Source organism: Micromonospora parathelypteridis (genome assembly GCF_014201145.1).
In the GTDB taxonomy this organism is placed as follows: Bacteria; Actinomycetota; Actinomycetes; order Mycobacteriales; family Micromonosporaceae; genus Micromonospora; species Micromonospora parathelypteridis.
In genome coordinates, this window is sequence record NZ_JACHDP010000001.1 from 2247303 (window position 1) to 2274004 (window position 26702).

The 26702-nt window shown below is 71.1% G+C and carries 24 protein-coding genes; 7 read left to right on the top strand and 17 right to left on the bottom strand.

Annotated features, from left to right (window positions below):
• Positions 1-47: 47 nt before the first annotated feature.
• Positions 48-1007, top strand: a complete 960-nt coding sequence (dapD, locus tag HNR20_RS09795; RefSeq protein ID WP_184178404.1) for a 2,3,4,5-tetrahydropyridine-2,6-dicarboxylate N-succinyltransferase — start codon at positions 48-50, stop codon at positions 1005-1007.
• 51 nt (positions 1008-1058) lie between these two features.
• On the opposite strand, the gene HNR20_RS09800 is transcribed toward dapD, so the two are convergent.
• A complete protein-coding gene (locus tag HNR20_RS09800; RefSeq protein ID WP_260321807.1) occupies positions 1059-4403 on the bottom strand; it encodes a S8 family serine peptidase in 3345 nt (1114 codons plus the stop codon).
• A gap of 160 nt (positions 4404-4563) precedes the next feature.
• Here HNR20_RS09800 and HNR20_RS09805 point away from each other — a divergent pair, with 160 nt between their 5' ends.
• Positions 4564-5121 carry a sugar O-acetyltransferase gene (locus HNR20_RS09805; RefSeq protein ID WP_229687078.1) on the top strand — a complete coding sequence of 186 codons (558 nt, stop codon included), beginning with the start codon at positions 4564-4566 and terminating at the stop codon, positions 5119-5121.
• A 12-nt stretch (positions 5122-5133) separates the two neighbouring features.
• Here the strand turns inward: HNR20_RS09805 and HNR20_RS09810 are convergent, their stop codons facing one another.
• The 4 genes from HNR20_RS09810 to HNR20_RS09825 all read right to left on the bottom strand — a co-directional run bounded on the left by HNR20_RS09810 (position 5134) and on the right by HNR20_RS09825 (position 8528).
• Complete coding sequence (locus HNR20_RS09810; RefSeq protein ID WP_184178406.1) at positions 5134-5781, bottom strand: nucleoside/nucleotide kinase family protein; 648 nt, start codon at positions 5779-5781, stop codon at positions 5134-5136.
• The gene (locus HNR20_RS09815) at positions 5781-6431 is read right to left on the bottom strand and encodes an SIMPL domain-containing protein (RefSeq protein WP_184178408.1); all 651 of its coding nucleotides are present in this window, start codon (positions 6429-6431) and stop codon (positions 5781-5783) included. Before HNR20_RS09815 ends, HNR20_RS09810 begins: the two co-directional genes overlap by 1 nt.
• A gap of 10 nt (positions 6432-6441) precedes the next feature.
• Entirely contained in the window at positions 6442-7461 is a 1020-nt protein-coding gene (locus HNR20_RS09820; RefSeq protein ID WP_184188257.1) for a prephenate dehydrogenase, read from the bottom strand.
• A gap of 95 nt (positions 7462-7556) precedes the next feature.
• Positions 7557-8528, bottom strand: coding sequence for a DUF4034 domain-containing protein (locus HNR20_RS09825; protein ID WP_184178410.1), 972 nt, complete (start codon positions 8526-8528; stop codon positions 7557-7559).
• A 150-nt stretch (positions 8529-8678) separates the two neighbouring features.
• On the opposite strand from HNR20_RS09825, the gene HNR20_RS09830 reads away from it, so the two are divergent.
• On the top strand, positions 8679-10520 hold the full coding sequence (locus HNR20_RS09830; RefSeq protein ID WP_184178412.1) for a M48 family metallopeptidase: 1842 nt from the start codon (positions 8679-8681) through the stop codon (positions 10518-10520).
• A gap of 47 nt (positions 10521-10567) precedes the next feature.
• Here HNR20_RS09830 and dapC read toward each other — a convergent pair whose 3' ends face one another.
• Complete coding sequence (gene dapC / locus HNR20_RS09835) at positions 10568-11677, bottom strand: succinyldiaminopimelate transaminase (RefSeq protein ID WP_308425429.1); 1110 nt, start codon at positions 11675-11677, stop codon at positions 10568-10570.
• Positions 11674-12000 (bottom strand): ferredoxin, encoded by a 327-nt coding sequence (fdxA, locus tag HNR20_RS09840; RefSeq protein ID WP_184178414.1) that lies wholly within the window; start codon positions 11998-12000, stop codon positions 11674-11676. Before fdxA ends, dapC begins: the two co-directional genes overlap by 4 nt.
• A 79-nt stretch (positions 12001-12079) precedes the next feature.
• Between fdxA and HNR20_RS09845 the strand changes: the two genes are divergently transcribed.
• Positions 12080-13210, top strand: a complete 1131-nt coding sequence (locus tag HNR20_RS09845) for a GNAT family N-acetyltransferase (RefSeq protein WP_184178416.1) — start codon at positions 12080-12082, stop codon at positions 13208-13210.
• A 148-nt stretch (positions 13211-13358) separates the two neighbouring features.
• Here the strand turns inward: HNR20_RS09845 and HNR20_RS09850 are convergent, their stop codons facing one another.
• From HNR20_RS09850 to mshB, 3 genes are all read right to left on the bottom strand, one after another.
• Positions 13359-13823 (bottom strand): hypothetical protein, encoded by a 465-nt coding sequence (locus tag HNR20_RS09850; protein WP_184178418.1) that lies wholly within the window; start codon positions 13821-13823, stop codon positions 13359-13361.
• A gap of 65 nt (positions 13824-13888) precedes the next feature.
• Positions 13889-14338 (bottom strand): hypothetical protein, encoded by a 450-nt coding sequence (locus HNR20_RS09855; RefSeq protein WP_184188263.1) that lies wholly within the window; start codon positions 14336-14338, stop codon positions 13889-13891.
• A 17-nt stretch (positions 14339-14355) separates the two neighbouring features.
• Positions 14356-15282 carry an N-acetyl-1-D-myo-inositol-2-amino-2-deoxy-alpha-D-glucopyranoside deacetylase gene (gene mshB / locus HNR20_RS09860; protein ID WP_184178420.1) on the bottom strand — a complete coding sequence of 309 codons (927 nt, stop codon included), beginning with the start codon at positions 15280-15282 and terminating at the stop codon, positions 14356-14358.
• An 86-nt stretch (positions 15283-15368) separates the two neighbouring features.
• On the opposite strand from mshB, the gene HNR20_RS09865 reads away from it, so the two are divergent.
• Positions 15369-17513, top strand: coding sequence for a S9 family peptidase (locus HNR20_RS09865; RefSeq protein WP_184178422.1), 2145 nt, complete (start codon positions 15369-15371; stop codon positions 17511-17513).
• Between the two features lie 344 nt (positions 17514-17857).
• Here the strand turns inward: HNR20_RS09865 and HNR20_RS09870 are convergent, their stop codons facing one another.
• Positions 17858-18232, bottom strand: a complete 375-nt coding sequence (locus HNR20_RS09870) for a DUF805 domain-containing protein (RefSeq protein WP_184178424.1) — start codon at positions 18230-18232, stop codon at positions 17858-17860.
• A gap of 192 nt (positions 18233-18424) precedes the next feature.
• Positions 18425-19315, bottom strand: a complete 891-nt coding sequence (locus tag HNR20_RS09875; protein WP_184178426.1) for a LysR family transcriptional regulator — start codon at positions 19313-19315, stop codon at positions 18425-18427.
• 106 nt (positions 19316-19421) lie between these two features.
• Between HNR20_RS09875 and HNR20_RS09880 the strand changes: the two genes are divergently transcribed.
• Together HNR20_RS09880 and HNR20_RS09885 are read left to right on the top strand one after the other, a co-directional pair.
• Complete coding sequence (locus HNR20_RS09880) at positions 19422-19922, top strand: cysteine dioxygenase family protein (RefSeq protein WP_184178427.1); 501 nt, start codon at positions 19422-19424, stop codon at positions 19920-19922.
• A gap of 13 nt (positions 19923-19935) precedes the next feature.
• Positions 19936-20433: a pyridoxamine 5'-phosphate oxidase family protein gene (locus tag HNR20_RS09885; protein WP_184178429.1), complete on the top strand. Its 498-nt coding sequence runs from the start codon at positions 19936-19938 to the stop codon at positions 20431-20433.
• 93 nt (positions 20434-20526) lie between these two features.
• Here HNR20_RS09885 and HNR20_RS09890 read toward each other — a convergent pair whose 3' ends face one another.
• The 5 genes from HNR20_RS09890 to HNR20_RS09910 form a co-directional block, all read right to left on the bottom strand.
• On the bottom strand, positions 20527-22269 hold the full coding sequence (locus tag HNR20_RS09890; protein WP_184178431.1) for an ABC transporter substrate-binding protein: 1743 nt from the start codon (positions 22267-22269) through the stop codon (positions 20527-20529).
• Positions 22270-22415: 146 nt separating this feature from the next.
• Positions 22416-23402 (bottom strand): ABC transporter permease, encoded by a 987-nt coding sequence (locus HNR20_RS09895; RefSeq protein ID WP_184178433.1) that lies wholly within the window; start codon positions 23400-23402, stop codon positions 22416-22418.
• Between the two features lie 10 nt (positions 23403-23412).
• Entirely contained in the window at positions 23413-24420 is a 1008-nt protein-coding gene (locus tag HNR20_RS09900; RefSeq protein ID WP_184178435.1) for an ABC transporter permease, read from the bottom strand.
• A complete protein-coding gene (locus tag HNR20_RS09905) occupies positions 24417-25454 on the bottom strand; it encodes an ABC transporter ATP-binding protein (RefSeq protein WP_184178437.1) in 1038 nt (345 codons plus the stop codon). Before HNR20_RS09905 ends, HNR20_RS09900 begins: the two co-directional genes overlap by 4 nt.
• Positions 25451-26524 (bottom strand): ABC transporter ATP-binding protein, encoded by a 1074-nt coding sequence (locus HNR20_RS09910; protein WP_184188266.1) that lies wholly within the window; start codon positions 26522-26524, stop codon positions 25451-25453. Before HNR20_RS09910 ends, HNR20_RS09905 begins: the two co-directional genes overlap by 4 nt.
• Positions 26525-26702 lie beyond the last annotated feature (178 nt).

Sequence of the window (26702 nt, forward strand, 5' to 3'; positions counted from 1 at the left end):
CGAGGAGCGAGCCGAGGCCAGCCCGGCTGCGACCGAGAGGTGTAACAGTGACGTCCGCAGATTCCGCCTGGGGCATCGGCCTGGCCACGGTCACCGCAGACGAGCAGGTGCTCGACACCTGGTACCCGACCGGCAAGCTGGGCCTGGGCGAGCTGCCGCTGGTCGCCGGTGAGGACAAGTCGGACGTGCTCGACCTGCCGCCGGCCGCGCTCGGGGACCGGTCACTGCCCGGTCTGCGTACCGTCCAGGTGGTCACCGTGATCGGCTCGCTGGACGACCCGATCAAGGACGCCCCGGACGCGTACCTCCGGTTGCACCTGCTCTCCCACCGGCTGGTCCGACCCAACCAGCTCAACCTCGACGGCATCTTCGGCAAGCTGGCCAACGTGGCCTGGACGTCCGCCGGGCCGTGCCCCCCGGAGCGGGTGGACGAGCTGCGCGTGATCGAGCGGGCAGCCGGCCGCCACCTGGCGGTCTACGGGGTGGACAAGTTCCCCCGGATGACCGACTACGTGGTCCCCGCCGGGGTGCGGATCGCCGACGCCGACCGGGTCCGCCTCGGCGCGCACCTGGCCGCCGGCACCACCGTGATGCACGAGGGCTTCGTGAATTTCAACGCCGGCACCGTCGGCACCTCGATGGTCGAGGGGCGGATCGTGCAGGGCGTGCTGGTCGGCGACGGTTCCGACATCGGCGGCGGGGCTTCCATCATGGGCACCCTCTCCGGCGGCGGCACCGACCGGATCAGCATCGGCGAGCGGAGCCTGGTCGGCGCGAACGCCGGCGTCGGGATCTCGCTCGGCGACGACTGTGTGGTCGAGGCCGGCTGCTACATCACCGCCGCGTCGAAGATCACGCTCCCCGACGGCCGGGTGGTCAAGGGCCGGGAGCTGTCCGGCGTCGACGGCCTGCTGTTCTGGCGCAACTCGGTGACCGGCGCGTTGGAGGCCCGGCCGCGTACCGGCCGGGGCATCGAGCTCAACGCCGCCCTGCACGCCAACGACTGACGGACCCGCCGGGTCCGCGGCACTCGGCCGCGGACCCGACAGGGGTACGCCTCAGCGCAACCGGTACGCCTGGATGATTCGTTGCGTCACCGTGTTACCGGCGGAGTCCCGGGCGGTGGCCCGCAGCGAAACGTGGCCGGTGCCGGCTGGATGGCGCAACAGGGCCGACCAGCCGTCGGCGGAGGTACGGACCAGCTTCGCCTTGCCCCAGGTCTTCCCGCCGTCGTACGAGACGTCGACAGCGAGCTTCTCCACCCGGGCGGCCTGTGCGCCGGGCTGCCGCTGCACCCGCACCGGGACGACGAAGTCCTCACCGGCGGGCGCGCTGTTGTCGACCCGCAACGGCGGCGCGAAGCCCACCGCCGACAGGGGCAGTCGGGCCGGCGTGTCACCGGCGACGTGCCCCGACCGGAAGGTCCAGCTGGATTCCACCTCGGTGCTCAGGTCGGTGAAGCTACGCTTCGACGACACGACGAGCCGGTAGTCCGCCCTGCCCGGCGGCACGGTGAACTCTCCGTAGCCGGCGTACTCGCTCTCGCCGACCAACTTGCCAGCACGCCAGAGCTCGGTTCGCTCGCTGTCGCTCAGCGAGCCGCCCGGGTGCCCGGCCGCGTCGCTGAACATCGGCACGTCGACCGAGATGGCGTCGCCGACCCGGGTGACGCTCTGGTGCGGCCAGTGCGGAGTCGGGAAGGACGGCGCGTACGGGGCCTGGTTCCAGACCTCCGAAACCGTCCGCCCGGCCCGGTACGCGGTGGGGGTGGAGAAGAGCGCCGCCCGCGGGTTCAACCAGCCTTCCTCGTCCCGCGTTCCGAAGTAGATCTCGGATTCCCACTTCACATTCTTGGTGTTGTAGTGCTCGACCCGCTGGCCGGGCACGACGGTGGGCAGGACCAGCGCGGAGCCGCCGACGTTGTACTCCAGCGCGGGGTACACGGTCCGCTCGGCCTCCAGGCCCGGGTAGCCACCGCGGAACCGGTGCACGACGGTGGCCAGGTCCCGTCGGGTGTAGTCGCGGACGAACCCCGTGGGCATCCGGCGAGGGATCGCTTCGGCCAGCGCGTACAGGTACGGGCTGTTGGCCGTGTCCGGCTTGATCCACTGGCTGCTGATGGTGGCGACGAACCGGTCGGCGGAGACCGGCTTGCCGAGTTGACCGCTGGTCAGGCCGGTGAACGTGTCCGCCCAGAGCCCGATGCCGTATCCGCTGCCGTCGTCGGCCGTGAAGTTGCCGCTGACGTCGATCAGTTGCGGGGCGGCGCTCCGGTCCGGAACGGTCATCCGTATCGGCTTGGCCCGGCGGGCGTCCACGACGATCCGGGTGTCCCGGTCGATTGTCACTTCGGGCTGCGCCAACATGGACATCCCGCCCTGCTCACCCTCCGGCGCGGGCTCGAAGACGAGGCCGTTCAGGCCGTAGTGCCCCTTGGGCAGCCGCACGGTGGCCACCCCGTCGGGGCTGATGAGGTCCCAGAAGCCAAAGGTGTCCAGCCCGAGCAGGGTGGTCCAGTGGTCCGAGGTGCGCTCGCCGGCGCGGTTCAGGTGCTCTACGGTCAGCGTGTAGCTCTCCACCTCCCGGTTCACGGCCAGCGGGGTGACCGCGACCGCCGTCCCGGACCGGGCCACGATCCGCCCGGTCCAGTGACCGTCGGCGTCGCCGAGGCGGGTGTCCGCGGTGACCGTGGTGCCGGCGTCGCCACCGGCCGGCACGGTGACCTGGCCAGCCGCGAGGGTGAACATGCCGGCGGGGGCCGGCTGCCCATCGGGTCCGGTGACTTCGAGGGTCAGGTCCAGGGTGATCAGGTCGGGGCTGTCGTTGTGCCAGCCGACCTTGCGGGCGACCGGGGTGTCGTCGTCGTGCGGCCACGCCGGTTGTCCGAAGGAAACGCTGACCGGGTCGCTGACGACCCGCTGGGTGATCGCCCTGGCCACGTCGACCCGGCCGGCACCCTGTTGGAAGGCGGTCTGCTCCGGGTGCGGCTTCGCCGAGGCCATCAGGGTGGCCTTGAGCTGGGCCCCCGCCCAGCCGGAGTGCTGCTGGGCGAGCAGCGCCACCGCACCGGTGACGTGCGGGGCGGCCATCGAGGTGCCGGAGAGCGTGACGTACTCCTCCCCCACCGGCGCGCCGAGCTCCGTGCCGTCACCGCGGGCGGCGACGATCTCCACCCCGGGAGCGGTGATGTCCGGCTTCAGCCCGCCGTCGCCAACGCGGGGACCGCGGCTGGAGAAGTCGGCCAACGCGTCGTCGCGGTCCACCGCGCCCACCGACAGCGCGGAGTCCGCCGTGCCCGGGGAGCCGACCGACCCGTCCGAGCCGTCGTTGCCGGCGGAGATCACGAAGAGCGCGCCGGTCTGCGCGGTCAGCGTCTCGATCGCCGCCTCCAGCGGGTCGACGTCGGGTGTGTCGGGCCCGGTCAGACTCATGTTGACCACGTCGGCGTGCTGGTCGACGGCAGCCCACTGCATGCCGGCCAGGATCGCCGAATCCGAGCAGCCCTGGTCCTCGCAGACCTTGCCGGAGAGCAGCGTGGCGTCCGGGGCGACGCCCCGGTACTTGCCGCCGGAGGCGGCGCCGCTGCCCGCGATGATCGAGGCGACGTGGGTGCCGTGGCCGACCGTGTCGGCCGCCTCGGGGACCGCGCTGAAATTACGCGATTCCGCGACCCGGCCGGTCAGGTCGGGGTGGTCGGCGTCGACCCCGGTGTCCAGCACCGCGACGCGGACACCCTGGCCGGTGAACCCGGCCTGGTGCGCCGCTGGCGCGCCGATCTGCGGCACGCTGTGGTCCAGGGTGACCCGTCGGCGGCCGTCGAGCCAGATCCGGTCGGCACCCCCCGCCGTGCCGACCCGGGCGCCGGCGCTGGTGCCGGTGAGCGTCGCCCAGATCGCCGAGGCCCGCCCCTTGTCGGCCCTCGCGGCGACACCGTCGATCGCGGGCAACTGCGCGGTGACGGTCAGCCCGGTGGGTACTGCCGCGGCGCGCTGCCGCTCGCCCGCGGCACCGGTGACCAGCAGCGGCAGGTGGTCGCGGCGGGCGTCGTCGTAACCGGCGGCGATCAGCCCGGTCACGTCGAACAGTCGCCGGTCGACCCGGCCGGAGCGGACCAGCGGCAGGGCGTCCTGCGGCAGCACGGTGAGGTGGCCGCGTTCGCGGCTGGTGAGGAAGCGCAGATGAGTACGACCGGGGCCAGGCTGGACGGCGGCGGACCCGGACGCGGTGACGGTGATCCGGTCGCCGGTGAGCAGGGTGACGGTCTTCGTCGTGGTGGCGGCGCCGACCGCGGTGCGCGGGGCGGCGGCCGGGGCGGTGTTGGTGGTGGTGGCGGGTGGGCTGGCCACGGCGGCCGCCGGAGTGCCCAGGACGAGGGCTGCTACGGCGGTGACTGCGGTGGTCAATCTGCTGCGTCGATGCAACGGATCCTCCTCGTTGGAGCGTTCATTCCTATGAGAGGTGCATAGACCGCCGTCAGTATTGCATACCCGGTATGCAAATAAGGGGTCGAAAATATGACGAACCTGCCAACCAGCGACAGTCTCGGCAGGCATCATCGACCGGGTGACCTCCATGAAGGACCGGATGCTCGCCGGCGAGCCCTACCTCGCTGACGATCCAGAGATCATCGCCGACCTGGACCGGGCCGCTCGGTTGATGGAACGCTTCAACACCAGTGCCGCGGCCGACCCGCAGGCCCGCCTCGCGGCACTCCGCGACCTCCTCGGCGAGCTGGGCGAGGGCACCTGGATCCGCCCGCCGTTCTACTGCGACTACGGCTGGCAGACCCGCATCGGGCCACGCAGCTTCGTCAACTACAACGCGGTCTTCCTCGACGTCGCACCAATCACCATCGGCGCGGACGTCCAGATCGGACCCAACGTGCAGCTGCTCACCCCGACCCACCCGGTGGAGCCGGGCCCGCGCCGCGACAAGTGGGAGGCCGCCAAGCCGATCACCATCGGCGACAACGCCTGGCTCGGCGGCGGGGCCATCGTGCTGGCCGGGGTGTCAATCGGCGCGAACACCGTCGTCGGCGCGGGCGCGGTGGTAACCCGGGACCTACCCGCCAACGTGGTCGCCGTCGGCAACCCCGCCCGGCCGGTCCGCGAACTGGACTGATCGGCGGGCCGGTCAGGCCGCCGGCGGATCGGGCAGGCGGACCACCAGGTCGGCCCGGTCGGCGGTGGGGGTGATCAGGGCCGCGTTGGCCTCGTCACTGCCCAGCGCCCACTCACGCGCCTGTTCCGGCGAGCGCCCGAAGGCCTCGTGGCGGGCGGTCAGCCGACGCTGGCGCAGCTCAGCGTCCAGATCGAGGAACCACACCTCGTGCAACAGCGTCCGCACCTCCTGCCACGGGAAGTCCGGCAGCAGCAGGTAGTTGCCCTCCGTCACCACCAACCGAACCGACGGCGGCACCTCGATCGAGCCGGCCACCGGCTCCTCCAACTCCCGGCGAAACTCCGGCGCGTACACCGAGGTGGGCTCCAGCCGGCGTAACCGGCGCAGCAGCGAGACGTACCCGTTGGCGTCGAAGGTGTCCCTCGCACCCTTGCGGTCCGCGCGGCCCAACCGGGCCAGCTGGGACTGCGCCAGGTGGAAGCCGTCCATCGGCACGAGCCGGGCCGTCGCCCCGAGGGCGGCCACGACCTGCTCGGCCAGCGTGGACTTTCCAGCGCCCGGCGCACCGGCGATGCCCAGCAGTTGTCGCGGGCCCGCCTCGGCCAGCGCCAACGCCCGTTCCACCAATTCGTCGACGGACAACACCTGAGCCGGTGGCATCAGTCGAGGACCGGCGCGCTGATCGTGAACCTCGCCTGCACGGCCGCCTGCACGGTCTGCGGTTGTGGGTCCAGCTCAAGCTCCGGCGGCCCACCACCCGAGCCGCCGCCGCCGGCGAACGCCGCACGGGCGAACATCGGCCGGTCAGCCGGACCGGCGTCGGCCAGCTCAAGCAATGACGTGACCTGGGCACCGAGCGCCTCGGCGTACTCCCGGGCCCGCACCAACGCGTCGCGGATCGCGGCCTGTCGGGCCTCGCGGTGCGCGGGGCTGTCCGGGCGAAGCTCCCACCAGGGCCCGGCCACCTCGACCTGATCCTGATCGGCCAACCGGAGCATCAGCTCGCCGAGGGCGGTGAAGTCGGTGACGGTGACCGTGGTGGTCACGCTGCCGTGCCAGGCGACCACCCGCTCGCCCGAGCGCCGGGTCTCCGGTCGCACCCGCAGGTCGCCGGTCTCCCGCCGCGCCACCGCCGGCCCGGAGCCGTCCAGCAGCACCCGGATGGCGGCGGCACGCTCGGCCAGCCGGGTCAGGGTGGCCTCGCGGTCCCGATCCCGCGCTGTCGCGGTGACCGCGAAACGGGCCAGCTCGGGCGGCACCTCCCGGTACGCTTCGCCGCGCACCTGCACCACCGGACTGTCCACCGCCATGCCCCTCAGCCTAGTCAGCCACCGGGAGCCGCGCGGTGTAGGAGACGGCGTCCGGGCCGATCCGACACCCGGTCAGGTGCCCCCCGGCGTCGCCCAGACCGCGCAGCCAGGTCACCTCGGCGTCATGGTCGCCGCCGGCCGGGAACTCCCGAGCCTGACCGACGAACCGTCGGTCCACCAGCGCCAACCGGGCCGCCCTGGCCTCGGTGTAGCGCGCGATGAGCGCGGGCGCGTCGTCGGCCCGCAGCTCCGCGGCCAGCCCGTCCAGGAACGCGCGGACCTCGGCCAGCTCGTGCAGCACGCGGTCGCGGTTGCCGAGCAGCATGTTCGCGGTCCGCTCCGCTGGTGTGCCGGCGACCCGCGTGCCATCGGAGAAGCTGCCCGCCGCCAGCGCCAGCACCGCGTCGCGCAGCGGCGCCCGTTGCGTCGCCCCGGCCAACGCGCCGGCCAGCAGGTGCGGCACGTGTGAGGCGAGCGCGGCCGCCGAGTCGTGTGCCGGCGCGGACATCGGCACGACCCGCGCACCGAACAACTCCACCAGCAGCCCGGTCAGCCAGCGGAAGGCGTCCGTCGCGGCGCCCGGCATCGGGCAGAGCACCCAGGCGGCACCGGCCAGCAGGGCCGGCGAGGCGGCAGTCAGGCCAGCCGACTCCGCGCCCGCCATCGGATGCCCCGGCACGAACCGGTCGGTGAGCCCGAGCCGGTCAGCCGCCTCGGCCACCTCGACCTTGGTGCTGCCGACATCGGTGAGCACGCAGCCCGGCGCGGTCAGCTCGGCCACCCGGGCCAGGGTGTCCGGGAGGGTGGGCAGCGGGCCGCAGAGGAAGACCAGGTCCCGATCGGCCACGGTCTGCTCGATCGTGGCCGGGGCGACCACCCCCCGACCCTGGGCGCGATCACGGGTCGCCGGGTCCGGGTCCCAACCCGCCACGTCCAGGCCCGCGTCGGCCAGGCGCAGCAGCACGGATCCACCGATCAGGCCGGTGCCGATCACGGCCACCCGCACCCGCGCACCGGGCCTGTCCACCATCCGCACGCCTCGACCTTCCTACTGGGTGCGGGGCCGACGCGGCCCCGACCAGGTCCGGGGCCGAGGATATCGCCCGGGCCGGGCCAAGGACCGGGTCAGTCCTCGGCGGCCATCGCGTCGTCGCGCCACGCGATGAACGGGATCACCGGGTTCCTGTTGATGTACTGCCAGGGCCAGGCGGTCACCTGATCACCGATCACCTCGAACTGGCCGGCGGCGGATCGCAGGTCTCCGACCTTCGAGAAACCCATCGCGAAGGTGTTGTGCACGCTCGCCCAGCCCGGCCCGCGCCGGTAGTCGGGGTGGCGCACCGAGTGGTCGGCGGCGGCGCTGAGTTCGGCACGCACCGCGTCGTCGTCCAGGTACTCTTCGTCCTCGCCGACCGGCAGGTCCAGCCACTTCTCCAGGTGCGCGACGACGACCAGGTGCCCGAGCGCCGAGCCGGCGGGCGACTTCGCCACCGCCTCCCGGGCGAACTCGAACATCTCGTCGTGGCTGCCGTACCACTTGCGGCAGCGGTACTGCAGCATCTGCTCGTGCGCGATCCGGTGCCACGGGTGCCGGGTGACCACCTCGTCGAAACGCCGGTTCGCCTCGTCCCGGTCCACCTGACGGCCGCGTGCCGAGGTGACCAGGAAGGTACGCGCCGTGGTGTCGTCCGGGTCGCGGCCGATCACCTCGTCCAGGCAGTTCTCGGCCAACCGCAGCCGCCGCCAGAACTCCTTGAACTGATCCTCGCTCACCTGCGAGGCCCGGGCGCTGGTGCGGGCCTCCCAGGCCCAGTACACCGCGTGCGCCCCACGGACCAGCACCGGCAGCGTCGACCGTGGCTCAGCCTCGATCCACTCACCGATCCAGTCCTGCAGGCCGTCGACGTCGGCGACCGCCGAGACATAGAAGGCGTGCTCGTCCGGATCGGTCACGGGGGTGAGCAGTTCCCGGATGGCACCCCAGTCCCGCCGCTCGCCGGCCTCCCGCAGTGCCCGCGCGGTCGGGTCACCCTCCGCCGGGTCCACGGTCAGCGTGGGCGCCGCCACCTGCTTGCTGCTACGCCGGAACGGCCACATGCCGAATTTTCCTCTCACCCCGTGACGACCGGCAGATCGTAGATCTGGACAAGGCCGATCCGGAAGGGGGTTGTCCTCTTCAGACCAACGTCGTACGGTCCGCTCCGCCCGCCGCTTCGACGCGGGGTCACAGCGGGGAAGGATACGAAAATGTCCGCGACATACCGGGCGCTCGCCTCGGTGGTCATGTTGATCGGCTTCTACGTCGTCGCGCTCCTACAGCTCGCCGCGGTAGCCGCGTTGGGGGTCTGGCTGTTCGGCCATACCAACGGAATCGTCACCGGGAAGGTCCTGCTGCCCCTGGTCGTCGCGCTGGGCGCGGTGGCCGTCGGGCTCTGGCGTGCGATCCGTACGAAGAACGAACCCGCACCCGGTCTGATCGTCACCGAACGCGAGGCCCCGGGGCTGTGGGCCAACGTACGCGAGCTGGCCACCGCCGTCGGCACTCGCGCGCCCGACGAGATCCGCCTGGTGCCCGAGGTGAATGCCGCGGTCGCCGAGCAGAGCCGGATGCTCGGCCTGGTTGGTGGACGGCGCACCCTCTATGTCGGACTGCCGCTGCTCCAGGCGATGCGGATCGACCAGTTGCGCTCGGTGCTCGCTCACGAGCTGGGTCACTACTCCGGCAACCACACCCGCCTCGGCGCGGTGGCGTACCGGGGTCGGCTGGCGATCGCGGAGACGCTGGAGCGGATCAGCCCGCGCAACCCGATCGGCTGGGTCTTCAAGGGCTACTCGAGGCTCTACCTCATGGTGGACAACGCCGCGTCGCGGCGGCAGGAACTGGAAGCCGACCGGTCCTCGGTGCTGCTGGCCGGGCAGGACGCCGCGGCCTCCGCGCTGCGTACGCTGCCTGCGCTCGACGCGGCCTGGGGCTTCTTCATGCGCCGGTACGTCGAGCCGGGCTGGTCTGCCGAGCTGGTGCCGGACGACCTCTTCGGCGGCTTCGGCCAACTGCTGCACGCCCGGCGGGATGAGATCACCGAGATGCGGGAGAACACTCCCGATCGGGAGCCGTCGCCGTGGGACACCCACCCGCCGATCGGCGTCCGGGTCGCCGCGATGGCGGCCCTGCCGGCGGGGACCGTCGCGCCGGACGAACGGCCGGCCGCGCTGCTGCTCGCTGACATCGCCACCGCCGGAAGGCAGTTGCAGGGCATCGTGGTCGACCACGGCCGTCGTCAGGCGCTGCCCTGGACGCAGTTCACCGCCGCGTCGGTGGCGGCCGGGGTGCAACAGCAGGCGGACGGCATCTACCGGGCGGCGGGGCGGTTCACCGGTGTCACCGGGCCGGGCCTGACGACGGTGCTGGACCTGGTGAGCTCCGGCCGGCTGGGCGAGTTCGCCGAGCAGTTCTTCTCCGACGCCACCCGCAAGGAGGCAAGCGCCCGGTTCGCCGGGCCGATGGAGACCCTCCTCGACAACGCGGCCGTCCGGTCCGGCCAGGCCCACTGGCAACTCTCCTGGTCCGGCCCGGCGCAGCTCGTCGGCCCGGACGGGCAGCCGTGGGACCTCGCCGAGATCGCCAAGCTGGCCGTCGCGCCGCAAACCCTGGACGTGGCGCTCGCCCGCCTGGCCGAGCTGGGCATCGACCCCTCCGGGGCGACGGTGGTGGAGGACCGGGTCTCCGGACGGGACGCCGACCTGATCGGCGCGCTGGCCAACATCAAGATCGACGACAGGGAGCACGACGTGCTCATCCTCGACCGAGGGCTGGTCTTGATCGTCGATCCCGGCAAGGCCAGCCAGGGCGAGAAGCGGCTGCGTGAGCTGGTCGGCTCGGTGCCGATCGCGGAGCTGGCGGCCCGCCACACGTTCCTGCCGTACGAGGAGATCGTCTCCGTGAGCGTCAAGCGGGAGGTGCCGCTGAAGGCGGAGCTCACCCTGCACGACGGCCGGGTGGTCGCTCTGCAGGAGCTGATGTCCAGCGAGTTGCTGGAGAAGCAGAGCCGGAACACCCTGCTGAAGGTCTTCCGCCGGATCACCGACTGACGCCGTCCGGGCGGTCGACTCTCAGGGGTCGACCGCCCGGACCGCGATCAGGCGTGGGCGAGGCGGCCGGCGACCGCCGCGACGTGCTCGTCGGTCTCGGTCAGCGCGACCCGGACGTACTGGCCGGCGCTGGGGCCGTAGAAGACGCCGGCCGCGACCAGGATGCCGCGCCGAGCCAGCCAGTCGACGGTCTGCCAGCAGTCCTCACCGCGGGTGAGCCAGAGGTAGAGACCGGCCTCCGAGTGCTCGACCGTGAAGCCGGCACCGGTGAAGGCCGCCGTCAACACCTCGCGACGCGCGCGGTAGCGCTCCCGCTGCTCGTCGGCGTGTCGCTCGTCCTGCAGTGCCGCCACCATCGCCGCCTGCACCGGCGCCGGCACGATCATGCCCGCGTGCTTGCGAACCTTGAGCAGCTCGGCGACGAGCGCCGGGTCGCCGGCCACGAACCCGGCCCGGTAGCCGGCGAGGTTGGAACGCTTGGAGAGCGAGTGCAGGGCCAGCACACCGTCGTAGCTGCCACCGCTGACCTGCGGGGACAGCACCGAGACCGGCTCCGCCGACCAGCCGAGCGGCAGGTAGCACTCGTCGCTGGCGACCACCGCGCCACGCTCCCGGGCCCAGTCGACCACCTTTCGCAGGTGCGCTGCGGGCAGCACCCGGCCAGTGGGATTGCCGGGCGAGTTGACCCAGACCAGGCGGACCCGCGAGGTCGGCCCGACCGAGGTGAGCGAGTCGGTGCGGACGACGGTCGCACCGGCCAGCCGGGCCCCGTCCTCGTAGGTCGGGTACGCGATCGACGGCACCACCACCACGTCACCCGGACCGATGCCCAGCAGGGTGGGCAGCCAGGCGACCATTTCCTTCGAGCCGATGGTCGGCAGCACGCCGAGACCGTCGACCCCGGCGCCACACGCCCGGGACACCCACGCCGCGATCGCGGCACGCAACGCCGGGGTGCCGGCGGTCAGCGGATAACCGGGAGCATCGGACGCGTCAGCGAGCGCCTGGCGGATCACCTCGGGCACCGGGTCGACCGGCGTACCCATGGAGAGGTTGATCAGGCCTTCCGGATGCGCCGCGGCCAGCGTGGCCGCGGCGTCCAGGGTGTCCCAGGTGAACTCGGGCAGTCGCGACGAGACCGGCGCGGGCCGGTTCAGTGGCCCTCGCCGCGCGGCGCCTGCGCGGCGACGAAGGTGGCGTCCTTCTCCACCTTGCCGACCTTCGAGGCGCCACCGGGCGAACCCAGGTCCTCGAAGAACTCGTAGTTGGCGCCGGTGTAGTCCTTCCACTGCTCCGGGACGTCGTCCTCGTAGAAGATCGCCTCCACCGGGCAGACGGGCTCGCAGGCACCACAGTCGACGCACTCGTCGGGGTGGATGTAGAGCATCCGGTTGCCCTCGTAAATGCAGTCGACCGGGCACTCCTCGATACATGCCTTGTCGAGCACATCCACGCACGGCTCGGCGATGATGTAGGTCACCGGTCTTCTCCTCCGCAAGACGCGCCGCGATCTCCCGCGACGGTAAGAGCCTAGTATCTCGCCGGGGAGGGGGTCGATCGTGCTCCGACAGCAGGATGTGGGACACCGGATCGTGGTCCGCCGGATTGTGGGGATTCGCGAAGGTCGCCCGCTCTTTTCCGATGCACTCGGCGAGCTGGTCGAGCTGAGCGAGACTCATCTCACCCTCTCCACCGCACAGGGCCAGCTGCGGGTCCCGGTGGCGCAGGTCCACCGCGCCAAGCGGGTGCCGCCGACCCGCCGGCCGACCGCCGCGGCGGTCGTGGCGCTCGAGCGGGCCGCCGACGAGGCCTGGCCGGCACCGACCCGGGATCGGCTCGGTGATTGGCTGCTCCGCTCGGCTGACGGCTGGACCGGGCGGGCCAACTCCGCGCTGCCGATCGGCGACCCGGACCGCCCGCTGCCCGCCGCCGTGGACGCGGTCGAGCGCTGGTACGCCAATCAGGGCCAGACACCGAAGATCAACACGCCGCTGCCACTCGCCGCCCCGGTCGGTGCGGAGTTGGACGCCCGCGGCTGGGGAGTCAACCCGCCGGTACTGGTGCAGACCACCCCGCTCCCCCAACTGGCGTCGGCGTCCGCCGGAGCCCCGCCCACCAACCCGCCAGCCACGGACCCACCCGCGGCCAACCCGCCAGCCGCCGACCCACCGACGGCCGGCTCACCGGACGGTGGCGGGCACGCCGCCGCTTCCGCCGGCCCCGCCGCTTCCGCCGACCCGGTCGGTGCCGCTGGCGGGCCCGCCGATGCCTGGAGCGGCGCGGTCGTCGAGCTGGCCAGCGCGCCGAGCGAGGCGTGGCTGGCCGTAGCCGCCGGCCGCAAGGGCGGCCTACCGGACGCCGCCCGGCACGTGCTCACCGCCGTGGACCAGGTCCGGTTCGCCCACGTGTACGCCAACGGCGAGCTGGTGGCGGTCGGCCGGGGCACGGTGACCGGCCAGGGGCGCTGGTTGGGCCTCAGCCTGATCGAGGTGCTGCCGGTGGCCCGCCGACGGGGGCTGGCGCGCCGGCTGATCCACGAGCTGGCCGCCTGGGGCGTGTCCGCCGGCGCGACGCACGCGTTCCTCCAGGTCGAGCAGCGCAACACGGAGGCCGTCACGCTCTACCAGCGGCTCGGCTTCACCACCCACCACACCTATCTGACCCGGTTCGCCCCGAACTCACAACGGTGACCGACCCGCCGGAGCGACTCCCGGGCGATGAACGACTCCCATATCCCCGACGTGGGGTATCGGATTCCCGGGACACCCCCACATCGGCGATATCGAGTCGATCAGGCGTGCTCCCGCTGCCGACGCCGACAACGGGGGCCAGCGGCGTTCAGCGGCGGACGACGCGGCGGGGCTTGGCGGCCTTGACTTCGGCGTACCGCTTGAGCTGCCAGGAGCGGTAGTCGCGTCCGAGCGCGGTGAGCACCAGGTAGCCGATCAGCACGCCGGCACCGGAGGCGAGCAGGTACAGCCAGATCTGGGCGAAGAACGTCGGCGCGCCGCCAGCGAACGGGTTGTGACCGATCAGCAGAGGCCCGATCAGCACGGTCAGCACCATCGCGATCAGCACCACGAGGGCCATGTCGGCCGCCCAGTCCGCGAGCGGTCGGCGACGCCCCCAGCGGAAGGCGACCACGGCCAGGATCAGCCCGATCACCGCGAACATCGCCAACGACACCCGGTCGGCGGTGGTGTCGTCACCCTCGAAGCCGAACCGGATGATCAGCCGGGCGATCACGTTGACCGCGAACAGTGCTGCTACGAGCACCCCGACATCACGCCACCGTCTGTCCATCGCAGGACCTCCTGCCGTACGCCCCGTCGCGGGGCTCGCATCCCTGGCTGGAATATCTACCACCCTTACCTGGGTGGCGTCATCAGTCCGAGCGTGGTCGGCGGAGCGAGGATCTGGCGGAAGCCCATCACCGCGAAGGTCATCGCTCCGGCCACGATCATGGCGAGACCGACCCAGTTGTCGCCGGACAGCAACAGGTCGCCCTCGCTGGTCCGGATGGCGGCGACCGCCATCAGCGCGAACCAGGGCACCGCGGGCAGCGCCACGGCCCACCTGCGGCCAACCGCCTCGTACGCGAACCAGCTCAGCGCGATGTTGGCGCCGACGGCGAGGAGTGCCGACACGCCGATCAGTTGGCCGCCGACGCGGACCGTGGCGAGCAGCAACTCCAGCACCCCGGTGAGCACTCCGGCGACCACCACGACGATCGCGCCGGCCAGCCGCAGGCCCAGGTCCAGCAGTCGCGGCGGCGGCCCTGCCGGGGGTGGGGCGTCCTGGTCGTCCACGAGTGTCATCGGTGCGGCGGGCAGGGTCACCGGAGACCTGCCGCCGCGACCGGGGACCGGTCCGGGGCGGTCTCCTCGGGGAGCCCGGCGAAGAGGTCGTCCTCCCAGCCGTACGGCCCGGCACCTGGGCCCTTCTCGCCGACCGCGAGGGTGAAGAACTCCACGCCCATGAACTCGCCGCCGAAGTTACCGGCGATCGAGTAGAGCCAGGAGGTGGACGGGATCTGGGTGGCGTGCGCCCGCATCGCGGCCTCCTTGGCCGTGTGCTGGTCGGTGCCGTCGATCCGGGCGGCGATCTCGGCGTCCGGGGTGCCGAAGGGCAGGTCGGCGATGTCCTTGATACCGCCGAACGGGTTGTCGGAGGACTCGGCGAAGTGCGTCATGCCGGCCTCCAGCACGCTGAGCGGCATGGCCGTCCAGTAGACCTTCAGCGGGGCGCAGCCCTCGGCGGCGGCCAACTCGACAGCGCGCATCGCCACCCGGTGCGCCTGGATGTGGTCGGGGTGACCGTAGAAGCCGTTCGGGTCGTACGTGATCAAAACCTGCGGGCGGACCTCCCGCATGATCTCCACCAGGTGCCCGGCGGCCTCGTCGAGGTCGGCCTGCCAGAAGGCGCGGGGGTGCTCGTTGGTCGCGAGCCCCATCATCCCCGAGTCGCGGTAGCGGCCGGCGCCGCCGAGGAAGCGGTAGTCACTGACGCCGAGCGCCGCGCACGCGGCGGCCAGCTCGGTGATCCGGTACCCGCCGAGCTGGTCGGCCTCGGCGGCGGCGAGCTGGGCCAGCGCGGGTTCGTGGATCTCGCCCTCCTCGCCGAGGGTGCAGGTCACCAGCGTGACGTGCGCGCCGTCCGCGGCGTAGTGAGCCATCGTCGAGCCGGTGCCGATCGACTCGTCGTCGGGGTGCGCGTGGACCAGCAGCAGGCGGCGGTCGGGCAGCATCGTCACGACGGTCACTCTAACTGGCGGTTACGGCCGGCCGGCACTGACGCGTCCGCCCAGGTCGGCCACATCACCTCCCGTACCGCTCTACGATTTGGCGTGTGGACTTTCCGGAGCTGGCCGCCCGCACCCGCCGGTTCAGCCACGGCGCGCCACGCGCTGTCTCCGTGGCTGAGGACGGCGCCCGGGTGATCTTCCTGCGCTCTGCCGGCCCGGAGGATCCGGCGGACGCGCTCTGGCTGCTGGACGTGGCCACCGCCGAGGAACGTCTGGTCGCCGATCCGGCGACCCTGCTGGGCGAAGGCGGGGATGTCAGGGTCCTGTCCCCCGGCGAACGCGCGCTGCGCGAGCGGCTACGGCTCAGCGCCGCCGGCATCGGCTCGTACGCGCTGGACGCCGCCGGTCGGGTTGCGGTGTTCGCGCTGGCCGGGCGGTTGTTCCGGGCCGATCTGGTGCACGGCGACGTGGTCGAGGTGGCCGCTGTCGGCCCGGTGCTGGACCCACGTCCGGACCCGACCGGGCAGCGTCTGGCGTACGTGACCGACGCGGCCGAGGGTGTGCGTCGGGGCGAGCTGCGGGTGATCGACGCCGAGGGCACCGACAGTCTGCTGGCCGGCGAGGACGCCGGGGTGAGCTGGGGGTTGGCCGAGCACATCGCGGCTGAGGAGTTCGGCCGGTTCCGGGGCTACTGGTGGGCGCCGGACGGCCGCATGGTGCTCGCCGCCCGGGTCGACGAGTCCCGCCTGGAACGCTGGCACCTGCACGACCCGGCCGAGCCGGCCAGCCCGCCGACCGCCGTCGCGTACCCCCGGGCTGGTGGGCCGAACGCGGAGGTCAGCCTGCACCTGCTGGACCTCGACGACGGCTGGGTCGACGTGCACTGGGACCGGGAGACCTACCCGTACCTGACCGCGGTCAGCTGGGTCGAGGGCAGCCCACTGATCACCGTGCTGCGTCGCTCGCAGCAGCACGGGCTGGTGCTGGCGGTGGACCCACGCACGGGTGAGACGCAGGTGCACGCCGAGTTGGCCGATCCGCGTTGGGTCGAGCCGATCGCCGGCACACCGGCGCACCTGCCGGACGGCCGGGTGCTGGTCGGCGGGGAGTTGGCACACGACGGGTACGACGCCCGCTGCCTCTTCGCCGACGGCACCCTGCTCACCCCGCCGTCGCTGTACGTCCGGCGGGTGGTGGGTCGACTGCCGGCCGCCAGCGGCCCGGCCGACCTGCTGGTGGAGGCGAGCGACGGCGAACCGAGCGAGCGGCACCTGTTCCGGGTCCGCACCACCATCGGTGGTGGGGTGGACGCACGCCGGGTCACTACCGACTCGGGTTGGCACACCGCCGCCGTGGGCGGTGACGTGCTGGCCGTCGGGGTCGCGTCGCTGGACCACGCCGGGGTGCGGTGGACGGTTCGTCGCGGCGACCAGGAGATCGCCGAGCTGCGGTCCTTCGCGGCCACCCCGCCGTACCAGCCGCTGCCGCTGTTGGAACGGGTGACCGATCGGCGGCTGCCGGCGGCGGTCCTCTACCCCGACAACCACGTCACGGGTCGGCGGCTGCCGGTGCTGCTGGACATCTACGGCGGGCCGGGGCACCAGGAGGTGGTGGCGGCCCGGGCCGCCTGGCTGGAACGGCAGTGGTGGGCCGACGCCGGGTTCGCGGTGGTCACCATCGACAACCGGGGTACGCCGGGAGTGGCCCCGTCGTTCGAGAAGGCGATCCACCGACGGGTGGCCGACGTGATCCTGAGCGACCAGATCGACGCCCTGACCGCGCTCGCCGGCAAGCATCCCGACCTGGACCTGGGTCGGGTGGGGGTGCGCGGCTGGTCGTTCGGCGGGTGGCTGGCCGGGTTGGCGGTGCTGCGTCACCCGGAGCTGTTCCGGTGCGGGATCGCGGGCGCTCCGGTCACCGACTGGGCGCTGTACGACACCGCGTACACCGAGCGTTATCTGGGGTTGCCGGAGGACGGCATGGACGTCTACGCGCACCACTCGCTTGTCGAGTTGGCCGCCGAGGCGGTCACCGGCCCGGACCAGGCTCGCCCGTTGCTGTTGGTGCATGGCCTGGCCGACGACAACGTGGTGGCCGCACACACGCTCCGGCTCTCCGCGGCCCTGTTGAGCACCGGCCGCCCGCATGCCGTGCTGCCGCTGACCGGCGCCACCCACATGGCCGCGAACGGCACCGCCGAGCGCCTGCTCCCCCTGGAACTGGACTTCCTCCGTACCCACCTGCTGTGAACCCCAGGTTGGTGGCGAGCTGGGTGATCGTCGCTGGGCGTCCGGGTCGCGGACGACCACGTTCCGTGCCGCGCACTCCCAAGATCGCGCTCGATCCTGGATCGAGTGGTGACCCAGCGCTGGATGGCCACTACATCCAGGATCGAGCGTGACCTTGGAAGAACCCGGGCCGGCTGGACGACCTGGTGGGCCGTGGATCTCATGGCCGAGCGGGGTGAGCGCGTGCGTCGATGGCCGGTGGCGGATCTCGGGGGGACGGAGGTGGTCCCCTTCCGACAGCGCTGCCGGAAGGGGAGCCGCCTGCCCAGTCTTGAATCCGTGCAGGTTGTAGCGCGGGACGGCGGTCAGCTCTTGGGGCTGGGTCCGAAACGGTTCGCTCCGGGCGTGCCGTCCTGTACGAAGAACACGATCAGGACGATGGCGCCCACGATCGGCACCAGGCCGATCAGCACCCACCACCCCGCCCGGTCGGTGTCGTGCAGGCGTCGCACCGCGACAGCCAGCCCCGGCAGCAGGAGCCCCAGCGAGACGATTAGGCCGATGACGCCGTTCGACGAACCCTCCACGAAGTTCAGTCCCAGCGCGTTGTCCAGGATGGACGCGACAATGCCGAGAAGGACTGTGAACAAGACGAACCACCAGTACTCAGACCGGCGGGCCCGGCCCGTAAAGCCGACGTAGTTGCTGAGGACCGACTTGACGGCTGCAACGAAGGACATAACTATCTCCCGTTTTTTGAGAGGTTCTCAAGGTCATTGCGAAGGCAGCCAAGCAGATCGATATAGCGGGGTCAACCGCCGAGCAGCCGAGGCGAAGTAGCCGTAGCGCCTACAAAAACGATCCGCGCCGGTGACCGCGTGGGGTTGCCGTCATCAGCGGCTGCTCGCCCTGAAACTCGACGTCCTCTTCCCCTAGGCGGGTGGGGTGGGCTCGCCTGGTTGGGTCTGCTGGACGGCGTGGCGCAGTGCGCTGACGAAGGCCGTGGTCGCGGGTGGATCCGGCGGGTCGCCATAGGTGGCCAGGTAGACGTGCCGCCGGAAGTCGCGGAGGACGCTGGCCTCGATTCCGGGAGCGTGGTGGGTGCGCAGTGCCAGCCCCGGCATGGTGGTCACGCCCATGCCCGCGGCGACCAGTGCCTGCTGGACGATGATGTCGTCGCTGGTGTAGGCGATGGGCGGGACGAAGCCTGCCTGCTCGCAGGCCTCAAGGAACTCGCGGCGGCAGTTCTCGCAGCCCGCGATCCATGCGGAGTCGCGGTTACCGGCCAGTGTCTGGCCGGGTTCGAGGCTGAGCAGGTACATCGGGTCGTCGAACAGGTGCGTGGCGCGGACGTCGTCCGGGGTCGTGTCGTCGTAGCGGAAGACGACTGCGACGTCGACCTGTCCGGCCCGCAGCAGGTCGAGTGCCACGAGCGGGTGAGCCTCGATCAACTGCAGTTCGATGCCGGGGTGCTCGCGGCGCAGGGTGCCCGCGGCATGTGGCACCAGCGCGGCGAGCGCCGACTGGAAACCGGCGACCCGGACGCGGCCGGTGCGCAGGCCCACCATCGCCGACAGTTCCGCAGCGGCGGCGTCGACCCGGCCGACGATCTCGGTGGCGCGGCGGGCCAGGTGCTCGCCCTCCGGGGTGAGCCGGATGCCCCGGCCGACCCGCTGGACGAGCTTGGCCCCGGTCTCGGCCTCCAGCCTGGCCAGATGATGGCTGACGGCCGGCTGGGAGTAGTTCAGGTGCTTGGCAGCCTTGGTGACCGATCCCTGCGCGGCGATCGCCGCTAGAACCCGTAACCGCAGGATATCCAGCATACATAGAGGATACGCATGGGTTCGCCCAACTATTGTCATTAGACGAATGAGTCGGCGCGCGGGACGCTGAGCGGGTCAAACCCCCTGCGCGATGGAGGACGCGGCCATGATCCGGTCACTGGCTACGCTCACCGATCTCGCTGCGGCCGTGCGCCAGGCGGTCGACCTGCGAGCCGGCTGGACGGACACCTCAGAACTGGTCGCCGACCAGCTCCGCGCGCATCTGCCCGGCCCCGAGATCCTGACGCCCGATCAGCGTCTCGGCCGGCCCGACCGGGTGGCGGGCCACCTGCTGCACGCCGAGCCCGACGGGGCGTTCTCCATTCTCGGCCTGATCTGGCGTCCCGGGCAGACCACCCGGATCCACGACCACATCACCTGGTGCGTCGTGGGCGTGCTGTCGGGCATCGAGCACGAGGAGCTTTTCGACGACGCGCTCAACCTCATCGGCACGCGGGACAACCCACCCGGCGAGGTCAGCGGCCTCGCGCCGCCCGGCGACATCCACCGCATCCGCAACGTCGGCGACGAGACCGCCATCAGCCTGCACATCTACGGCACCGACATCACCCGCCTCGGGTCCAGCGCCCGCCGCTACTACAACTGAGGAACTCGAACCCATGGACCAGGACGCCATCGATGAGGTACTGAACCGTCCACTCAGTCAGGAGCTACTGGCCCGTGACCTGGCCAGGCTGGCCTTCATCGCGCTGGACGGCACCCCGCGCGCAATCCCGATCGGAATCGTCTGGAACGGCACGGAAATCGTCATGTGCACCGCGACCAACGCGCGGAAGCTCCCGGCGTTGCGCCGCAATCCCGCGGTCGCGCTGACGATCGACACCGAGTCGCACCCGCCGAAGGTCCTGCTCATCCGCGGCCAGGCGGAGATGGATGCCGTCGACGGCATCCCGGACGAGTACTACCAGTGGAACGGCACTTACCAGATGACGCTCGAGCAACGGGCCGAGTGGGAGGAAGGCGTGAAGTCGCTCTACGACGGCATGGTCCGGGTCATGGTGAAGCCAACCTGGGTCAAGCTGATCGACTTCGAGACGACCATGCCCACCGCCATCGAGGAGCTCATGCAGCAACAGAAGGAACGCCAACGCACCTGACGCGCACCCGCGCCGCTGAACGCGGCGTTGGACGGCAAGGGTCCCCTCCCGACGACGTTGTCGGAAGGGGACCCTGCCTGCCTGTGGTGTGACTTACGGCTTGACGTACGCGTTGACGAACGACGGGTAGCCGAAGACGCTGGAGATGAAGATTCCACCGGCCTTCGTTCCGTGCACGTTGTAGGCCACGTCGACGTAGAGCGGCACCACCGGGGCGTACTCCTTCATGATCCGCTCGTCGAGCTTGGCCCACTCGGGACCCTGCGCGCCCGGCTCGAGCGCGAGGATCCGGTCGATCTCGGCGTTGACGGCCGGGTCGTTGAAGTAGGACTGGTTGCTGTTGCCCTCGGCCTTGATGGTCCGGCCGTCGTAGAGCACCGGCAGGATCGAGGCGCCGCTCGGCCAGTCCGCCGCCCAGTTACCGATGTACAGGTCCCAGGGGTTGTCCTTCTTCTTGATCTCGTCGAGCTTCGCGTCGTCCGAGATGTTCCGCAGCGTGATCTTGAAGCCGGCCCGCTCCAGGTTGGCCTTGAGCTGGGCGCCCTGCTGCTGCTCGGTCGAGTTGTCGGCGACACCGAGGACCAGCTCCGGCGTCTGCCCACCGAGCAGTTCCTTGGCCTTGTCGACGTTGCCGTTCGGGCCCGCCGGGTACGCCTCGTACGCCTTGTAGCCGATGGTGGCCGGCGGCATCAGCGTGGTCAGCGGCGCGGCCACGGTCTGGCCGCCGAGCGCCTTGACCATGCCCTCGCGGTCGATGGCGTAGTTGAGCGCCTGACGGACCTTCAGGTCCTTGACCCGCTGGTTGTTGATCACGAGCTGGTTGGCGCTCGGGGTCGGCGAGAGGATGCTGCGCGACTTCAGCGACGCGTCCCCGGCCACCTTGGCGACCAGCGAGGCGGGTACGGCGTTGAAGGCGAGCGCGCTCTGGTCGGCGCCGTTGTCGGCGATCACCCGGTTGTTGGCGGCGTCCGCGGTCGGGCCGAAGCTCCACACGAACTGGTCCGGGTACTGGTGCCGGACCGGGTCGGTCTTCGCGTCCCAGTTGGGGTTGCGGTCCAGGGTGATCTGCACGCCGACCTGGTTCTTGGCGACCTTGTAGGGGCCGGACGAGAACGGCTGCTTGTCCAGGTCGACGCCGGTGTCCTTGTCCGCCGGCAGCGGCGCGGTGGTCGGCAGCGAGACCGCGAACGGCAGGTCACAGCGGGGCTTGGCGAACTCGAAGCGCAGCGTCTTGGGGTCCGGCGCGGTCAGGCCGGGCGGCAGCGACGTCTTGTTCTTCTTGAAGTCCCACTTGGTGTCGAACTGCGGGGTGTCGGCCAGCCACTCCTGGATGTAGGTGGGGCCGCCGGAGAGGTCCGGGTCGAAGGAGCGGGCGATGCCGTACCCGATCTCCTTGGAGGTGATCGGCCGGCCGTCCTCGAACTTCACCCCGTCCTTGATCTTGAATTCCCAGACCTTGCAGTCGTTGTTGACGTTCTTGCCCGGGGTCTCGGCCAGGTCGCCGACGAGGACCAGGCCGCCCTTGCCGTCGTCCTTCCAGGTGGTCAGATAGCGGGCGAAGAGCGGGTTGGTCATCAGACCGGCGAACGAGTACGTCCGCTGCGGGTCGAGGTGGGAGATCGGCGACTCCCGGATGATGGTGAAGGTGCCACCCTTCTGGGCGCCACTCACCTCGGCCGCCGGGCCCTGCGAGTCCTTGGGGTCGGTCGCGATGACCCCGGTCTGCTGCCGTTCGCTGTCCACCGTGGTGCCCTCGCCCGTGTTCTTCGAGCACGCACCCAATGCCACAACCAGAGCTATCGCGCCGCCTGCGGCAACCGCCACGCGTGGTCGCATGAAGTACCTCCTTCACCATGTGTGCCGTGCGGTCCGTCGGGGCGAGAACCGCCGACGTCCCGAGGATCGTAAGGAAGAAAACCTACAAATTGTGTAACAGTTGTCGATAAATTTCGCCACGGTCGGCGTGCCGGACACCCGGCCGCTCAGCGCAGCCGCACCCGGGGATCGATGGCCGCGTAGAGCAGGTCCACCAGCACGTTCGCCAACACCACGAAGACGGCCGCGATCAGCACGGTGGCCATGATGGTGGGCAGGTCACCCGAGCGCACCGCGTCCACCGCCGTACGCCCCAACCCCTGGATGCCGAACGTCGTCTCGGTGATCACCGTGCCGCCCAGCGCCCCGCCCACGTCCAGGCCGGCGATGGTCACCACCGGCGTGATCGCCGCGCGCAGCGCGTGCCGCCCGTACACCTTGGGTTTGGCCAGGCCCTTGGCCCGCGCGGTGCGGACGAAGTCCTCGGACAGCGTCTCCAACATCTGCGCCCGCGACAGTCGGGCATAGATGGCCGAGAAGAGGAAGGCCAACGCCACCCAGGCGAGCACCAGCCCACTGGCCCATTTCACCGGGTTGTCGAACAGGGACGTGTAGCTGGGCACCGGCAGTAGTCGCAGGTTGTAGACGAACACCAGCAGCAGCACCGCGCCCACGAAGTACAGCTGCAGCGAGGCGCCGGTCAGCGAGAAGCCGATGGCCGCCCGGTCCACCCAGGTGCCCCGGCGCAACGCGGACACCATGCCCAGCCCCACCCCGAGCAGCAACCAGAGGATGGCCGCCGGGATCACGATGCTCAGCGTCACCGGCAGCACCCGGGCGATGGTGTCCGAGACGGCCTCGTTGCTGACGTACGACCAGCCCAGGCAGGGCGCGTCGCACCGGCCGCCCTGAGCGCTGCCCAGGTCCCGTCCGGTGACGATGCCCTTCATGTAGCCGGCGTACTGGCTGACCAGCGGGTCGTTCAGGCCCAGATCGTCGCGGACCCGCTCCAGCCGCTCCGGGTTGCAGTTCTTCGGGCACATGCCGGTGACCGGGTCGCGCGGCAGGGCGAAGAACATCAGGAAGGTCAGCACGCTCACCGCGAAGAGGGTCAGCGTGGCCGAGAAGAGCCGCTTGATCAGAAATCGCGCCATGAGCTATCCCCTACCGGGACGACTTCGGGTCGAGCGCGTCACGCAACGCGTCGCCGAAGAGGTTGAAGGCGAACACCAGAGCGAAGATCATGATGCCCGGGAAGAACACGTACGCCGGGTCGGTCTGGAGGAAGTCCAGACTGTCGTAGATCATCCGGCCGAAACTCGGGGTCTCGTCGCTGAGGCCGACGCCGATGAACGAGAGCGCGGCCTCGCTGGTGATGAACTGCGGCACCGCCAGCGAGAACGAGACCAGGATCGGCGCCCAGATGTTCGGCAGCAGTTGCCGGAAGAGCATGTGCCCCAGCCCGGCGCCGCTGGCCTTGGCCGCCTCCACGAACTCGCGCTCGCGCAGCGCGATCACCTGCCCACGGACCAGCCTTGCCGTACTGGTCCAGCCGAAGATGGCGAAGACGGCGATCAGCACGCCCACGCCGAAGGCCGCCGACACCTGCCCCCGCTCGCCGTAGAAGCGCAGCGTCAGGGTGGGGGTGAGCGCCAAGGCGATGATCAGGAACGGCATGGCCAGCGTCAGGTCGGTGATCCAGTTGATCACCGCGTCGAACCAGCCGCCGAGGTAGCCGGCGAGGGCACCGAGCACCACGCCGATCGTCGCGGTGATCAGGGCTGCGGCGAACGCGATGAACAGCGAGGTCCGCAGCCCGTAGATCAGCCGGATGAAGATGTCCCGACCCAGCCCTGGCTCCAGACCGAACCAGTGGTCCCCGGTCACACCGCCGGCGTAACCCAGCGGCATGCCGAAGCCGTCCAGCAGGTTCTGGAACTGGTCCCGCGGGCTGATCCCGTAGACCATCTCGACCAGCGGGGCGGCCAGCGCCAGCAGCATGAAGAAGATCAGCAGTATCCCGCTGACCTTGGCCGTACGGTCGCGGCGCAACCGGAGCCAGGCGAGCTGACCCGGCGAGCGGCCGACGACACCCTTCACCTCGGGCGCGCCCCCCTCGGCACCGGACTCGATCTCGGCCAGCGCCACACCCTCCACCGGGGACAGGCTCACGACGGCACCTCCTCGACGATCGGGGCAGCCGACCCCACCGGTTCGGGACTCGTGCTGGCCGCTTCCCCTTCGGGGAAGTGACACGCGGTGGCCTGGTTGCCGCCGTCGCGTGGGACCAGCGCCGGCTCCTCGGTGGCGCAGATGTCCTGCGCCTTCCAGCAGCGGGTGCGGAACCGGCATCCCGAGGGCGGGTCGAGCGGGGTGGGCACGTCACCGGTCAGCCGGATCCGGCCCGCCGGGCCGAGCTTGGTGACGTCCGGGATCGCCGAGAGCAGCGCCCGGGTGTACGGGTGCTGCGGGCGCTCGTAGATGTCCGCCCGGTCGCCGATCTCCACGATCCGGCCCAGGTACATGACCGCGACCCGCTGGCAGAAGTGCCGGACCACGGCCAGGTCGTGCGCGATGAACACGAACGCCAGGCCAAGCTCCCGCTGCAGGTCGCGCAGCAGGTTGACGACCTGTGCCTGGATCGAGACGTCCAGCGCGGAGACCGGCTCGTCCGCGACGATGAGCTTGGGTCGCAGGGCGAGCGCGCGGGCGATGCCGATGCGCTGACGCTGGCCGCCGGAGAACTCGTGCGGGTACCGGTTGTAGTGCTCCGGATTCAACCCGACCAGCTCCAGCAACTCCTGCACCCGGGCCTTGATCCCACCCGGCGGCTTGATCCCGTTGACCTGCAACGGCATCGCCACGATCCGGCCGACCGTGTGTCGGGGGTTCAGCGAGGCGTACGGGTCCTGGAAAATGATCTGCAGGTCCTGGCGCAGCGGGCGCAACTCCCGGCGGCCCGCGTGGGTGATGTCGCGCCCGGCAAACTCGATGGTGCCGCTGGTCGGCTCCAGCAGCCGCACCAGCATCCGGCCCGTGGTGGTCTTGCCGCAGCCCGACTCCCCCACCAGCCCGAGCGTCTCGCCCGGGCGCACATCGAAGTCGAGCCCGTCCACCGCCCGCACCAGGCCGGTGGCGCGCAACCCCTGGCGTACCGGGAAATGCTTGCTCAGGCCGCGGACCCGCAGCAACGGCTCATCGGTCATCGGGCCACCCCCACGGATGCGATGTCCTCGGCGTAGAGCGCGGTGCGCTCCTCGGCGCTCAGGTGGCAGGCGACCAGGTGGCCGTTGCCGTCGGCCGCGTCGGCCTCGCCGGCGGGGCGCAGCGCGGGCACCTCGCTGTGGGAGCGGCCGCCGGTGCGGTCCGCGTACCGACAGCGTGGGTGGAACGCGCAGCCAGGCGGCAGGTTGATCAGGCTGGGCGGGTTGCCCCGGATCGGCAACAGGTCCGCGTCCGCGTCGCCGTGCAGCGACGGCACGCTGGAGAGCAACCCCCAGGTGTACGGGTGCTGCGGCGAGCGGAGCACCTGCTCCACGCTGCCCCGCTCGACGGCGCGCCCGCCGTACATGACCAGCACCTCGTCGGCGACCTGGCCGACCACGCCGAGGTCGTGGGTGATCAGGATGATCGCGGAGTGGAACTCGGCCTGGAGGTCGGCGAGCAGGTCCAGGATCTGCGCCTGGACGGTGACGTCCAGTGCGGTGGTCGGCTCGTCCGCGATCAGCAGCGCCGGGTCGTTGACCAGGGACATCGCGATCATCGCCCGTTGCCGCATACCGCCGGAGAACTCGTGCGGGTACTGGTCGAAGCGGCGCGCCGGCTGCGGGATGCCGACCCGGTCCAGCATGTCGATCGCTCGCTGACGGGCCGCGCGCCGGTTGACCTTCGGGTGGTGCACCCGGTACGCCTCGGCGATCTGCCGGCCCACCGTGTAGTAGGGGTGCAGTGCCGACAGTGGATCCTGGAAGATCATCGCCATGTCCCGGCCGCGCAGCCGACGTACCTCCTCGTCCCCGAGGCCGACCACCTGCCGGCCACCGACGGAGATCTCCCCGGTGATGGTGGTCCGCTTGGGGTCGTGCAGGCCGAGGATGGCCAGCGAGGTGACGCTCTTGCCGGAGCCGGACTCACCGACGATGCCGAGGGTGCGGCCCCGCTCGACGGCGAACGACACCCCGTCGACCGCGCGCACCACGCCGTCCTCGGTGTCGAACCGGACCCGCAGATCACTCACCCGCAGGTAGGCGTCCTCGTTGGTGCGCTGGGCCGGCACGGTGGGATGGTCGTCCGGTTCGCCGGACGGCAACGGTTCCGAGCTGTCCACGGCCACCTCCCTCAGTGACGAAGAGAACTTACAGGAAAGTCCCGAGGGTGAAAATAAGCTACAAAGTCGGCACGTGTCAGCGTGCCCGAGCGTAACGAGTCAGCATCGGCCTCGCACCCCCGTCACC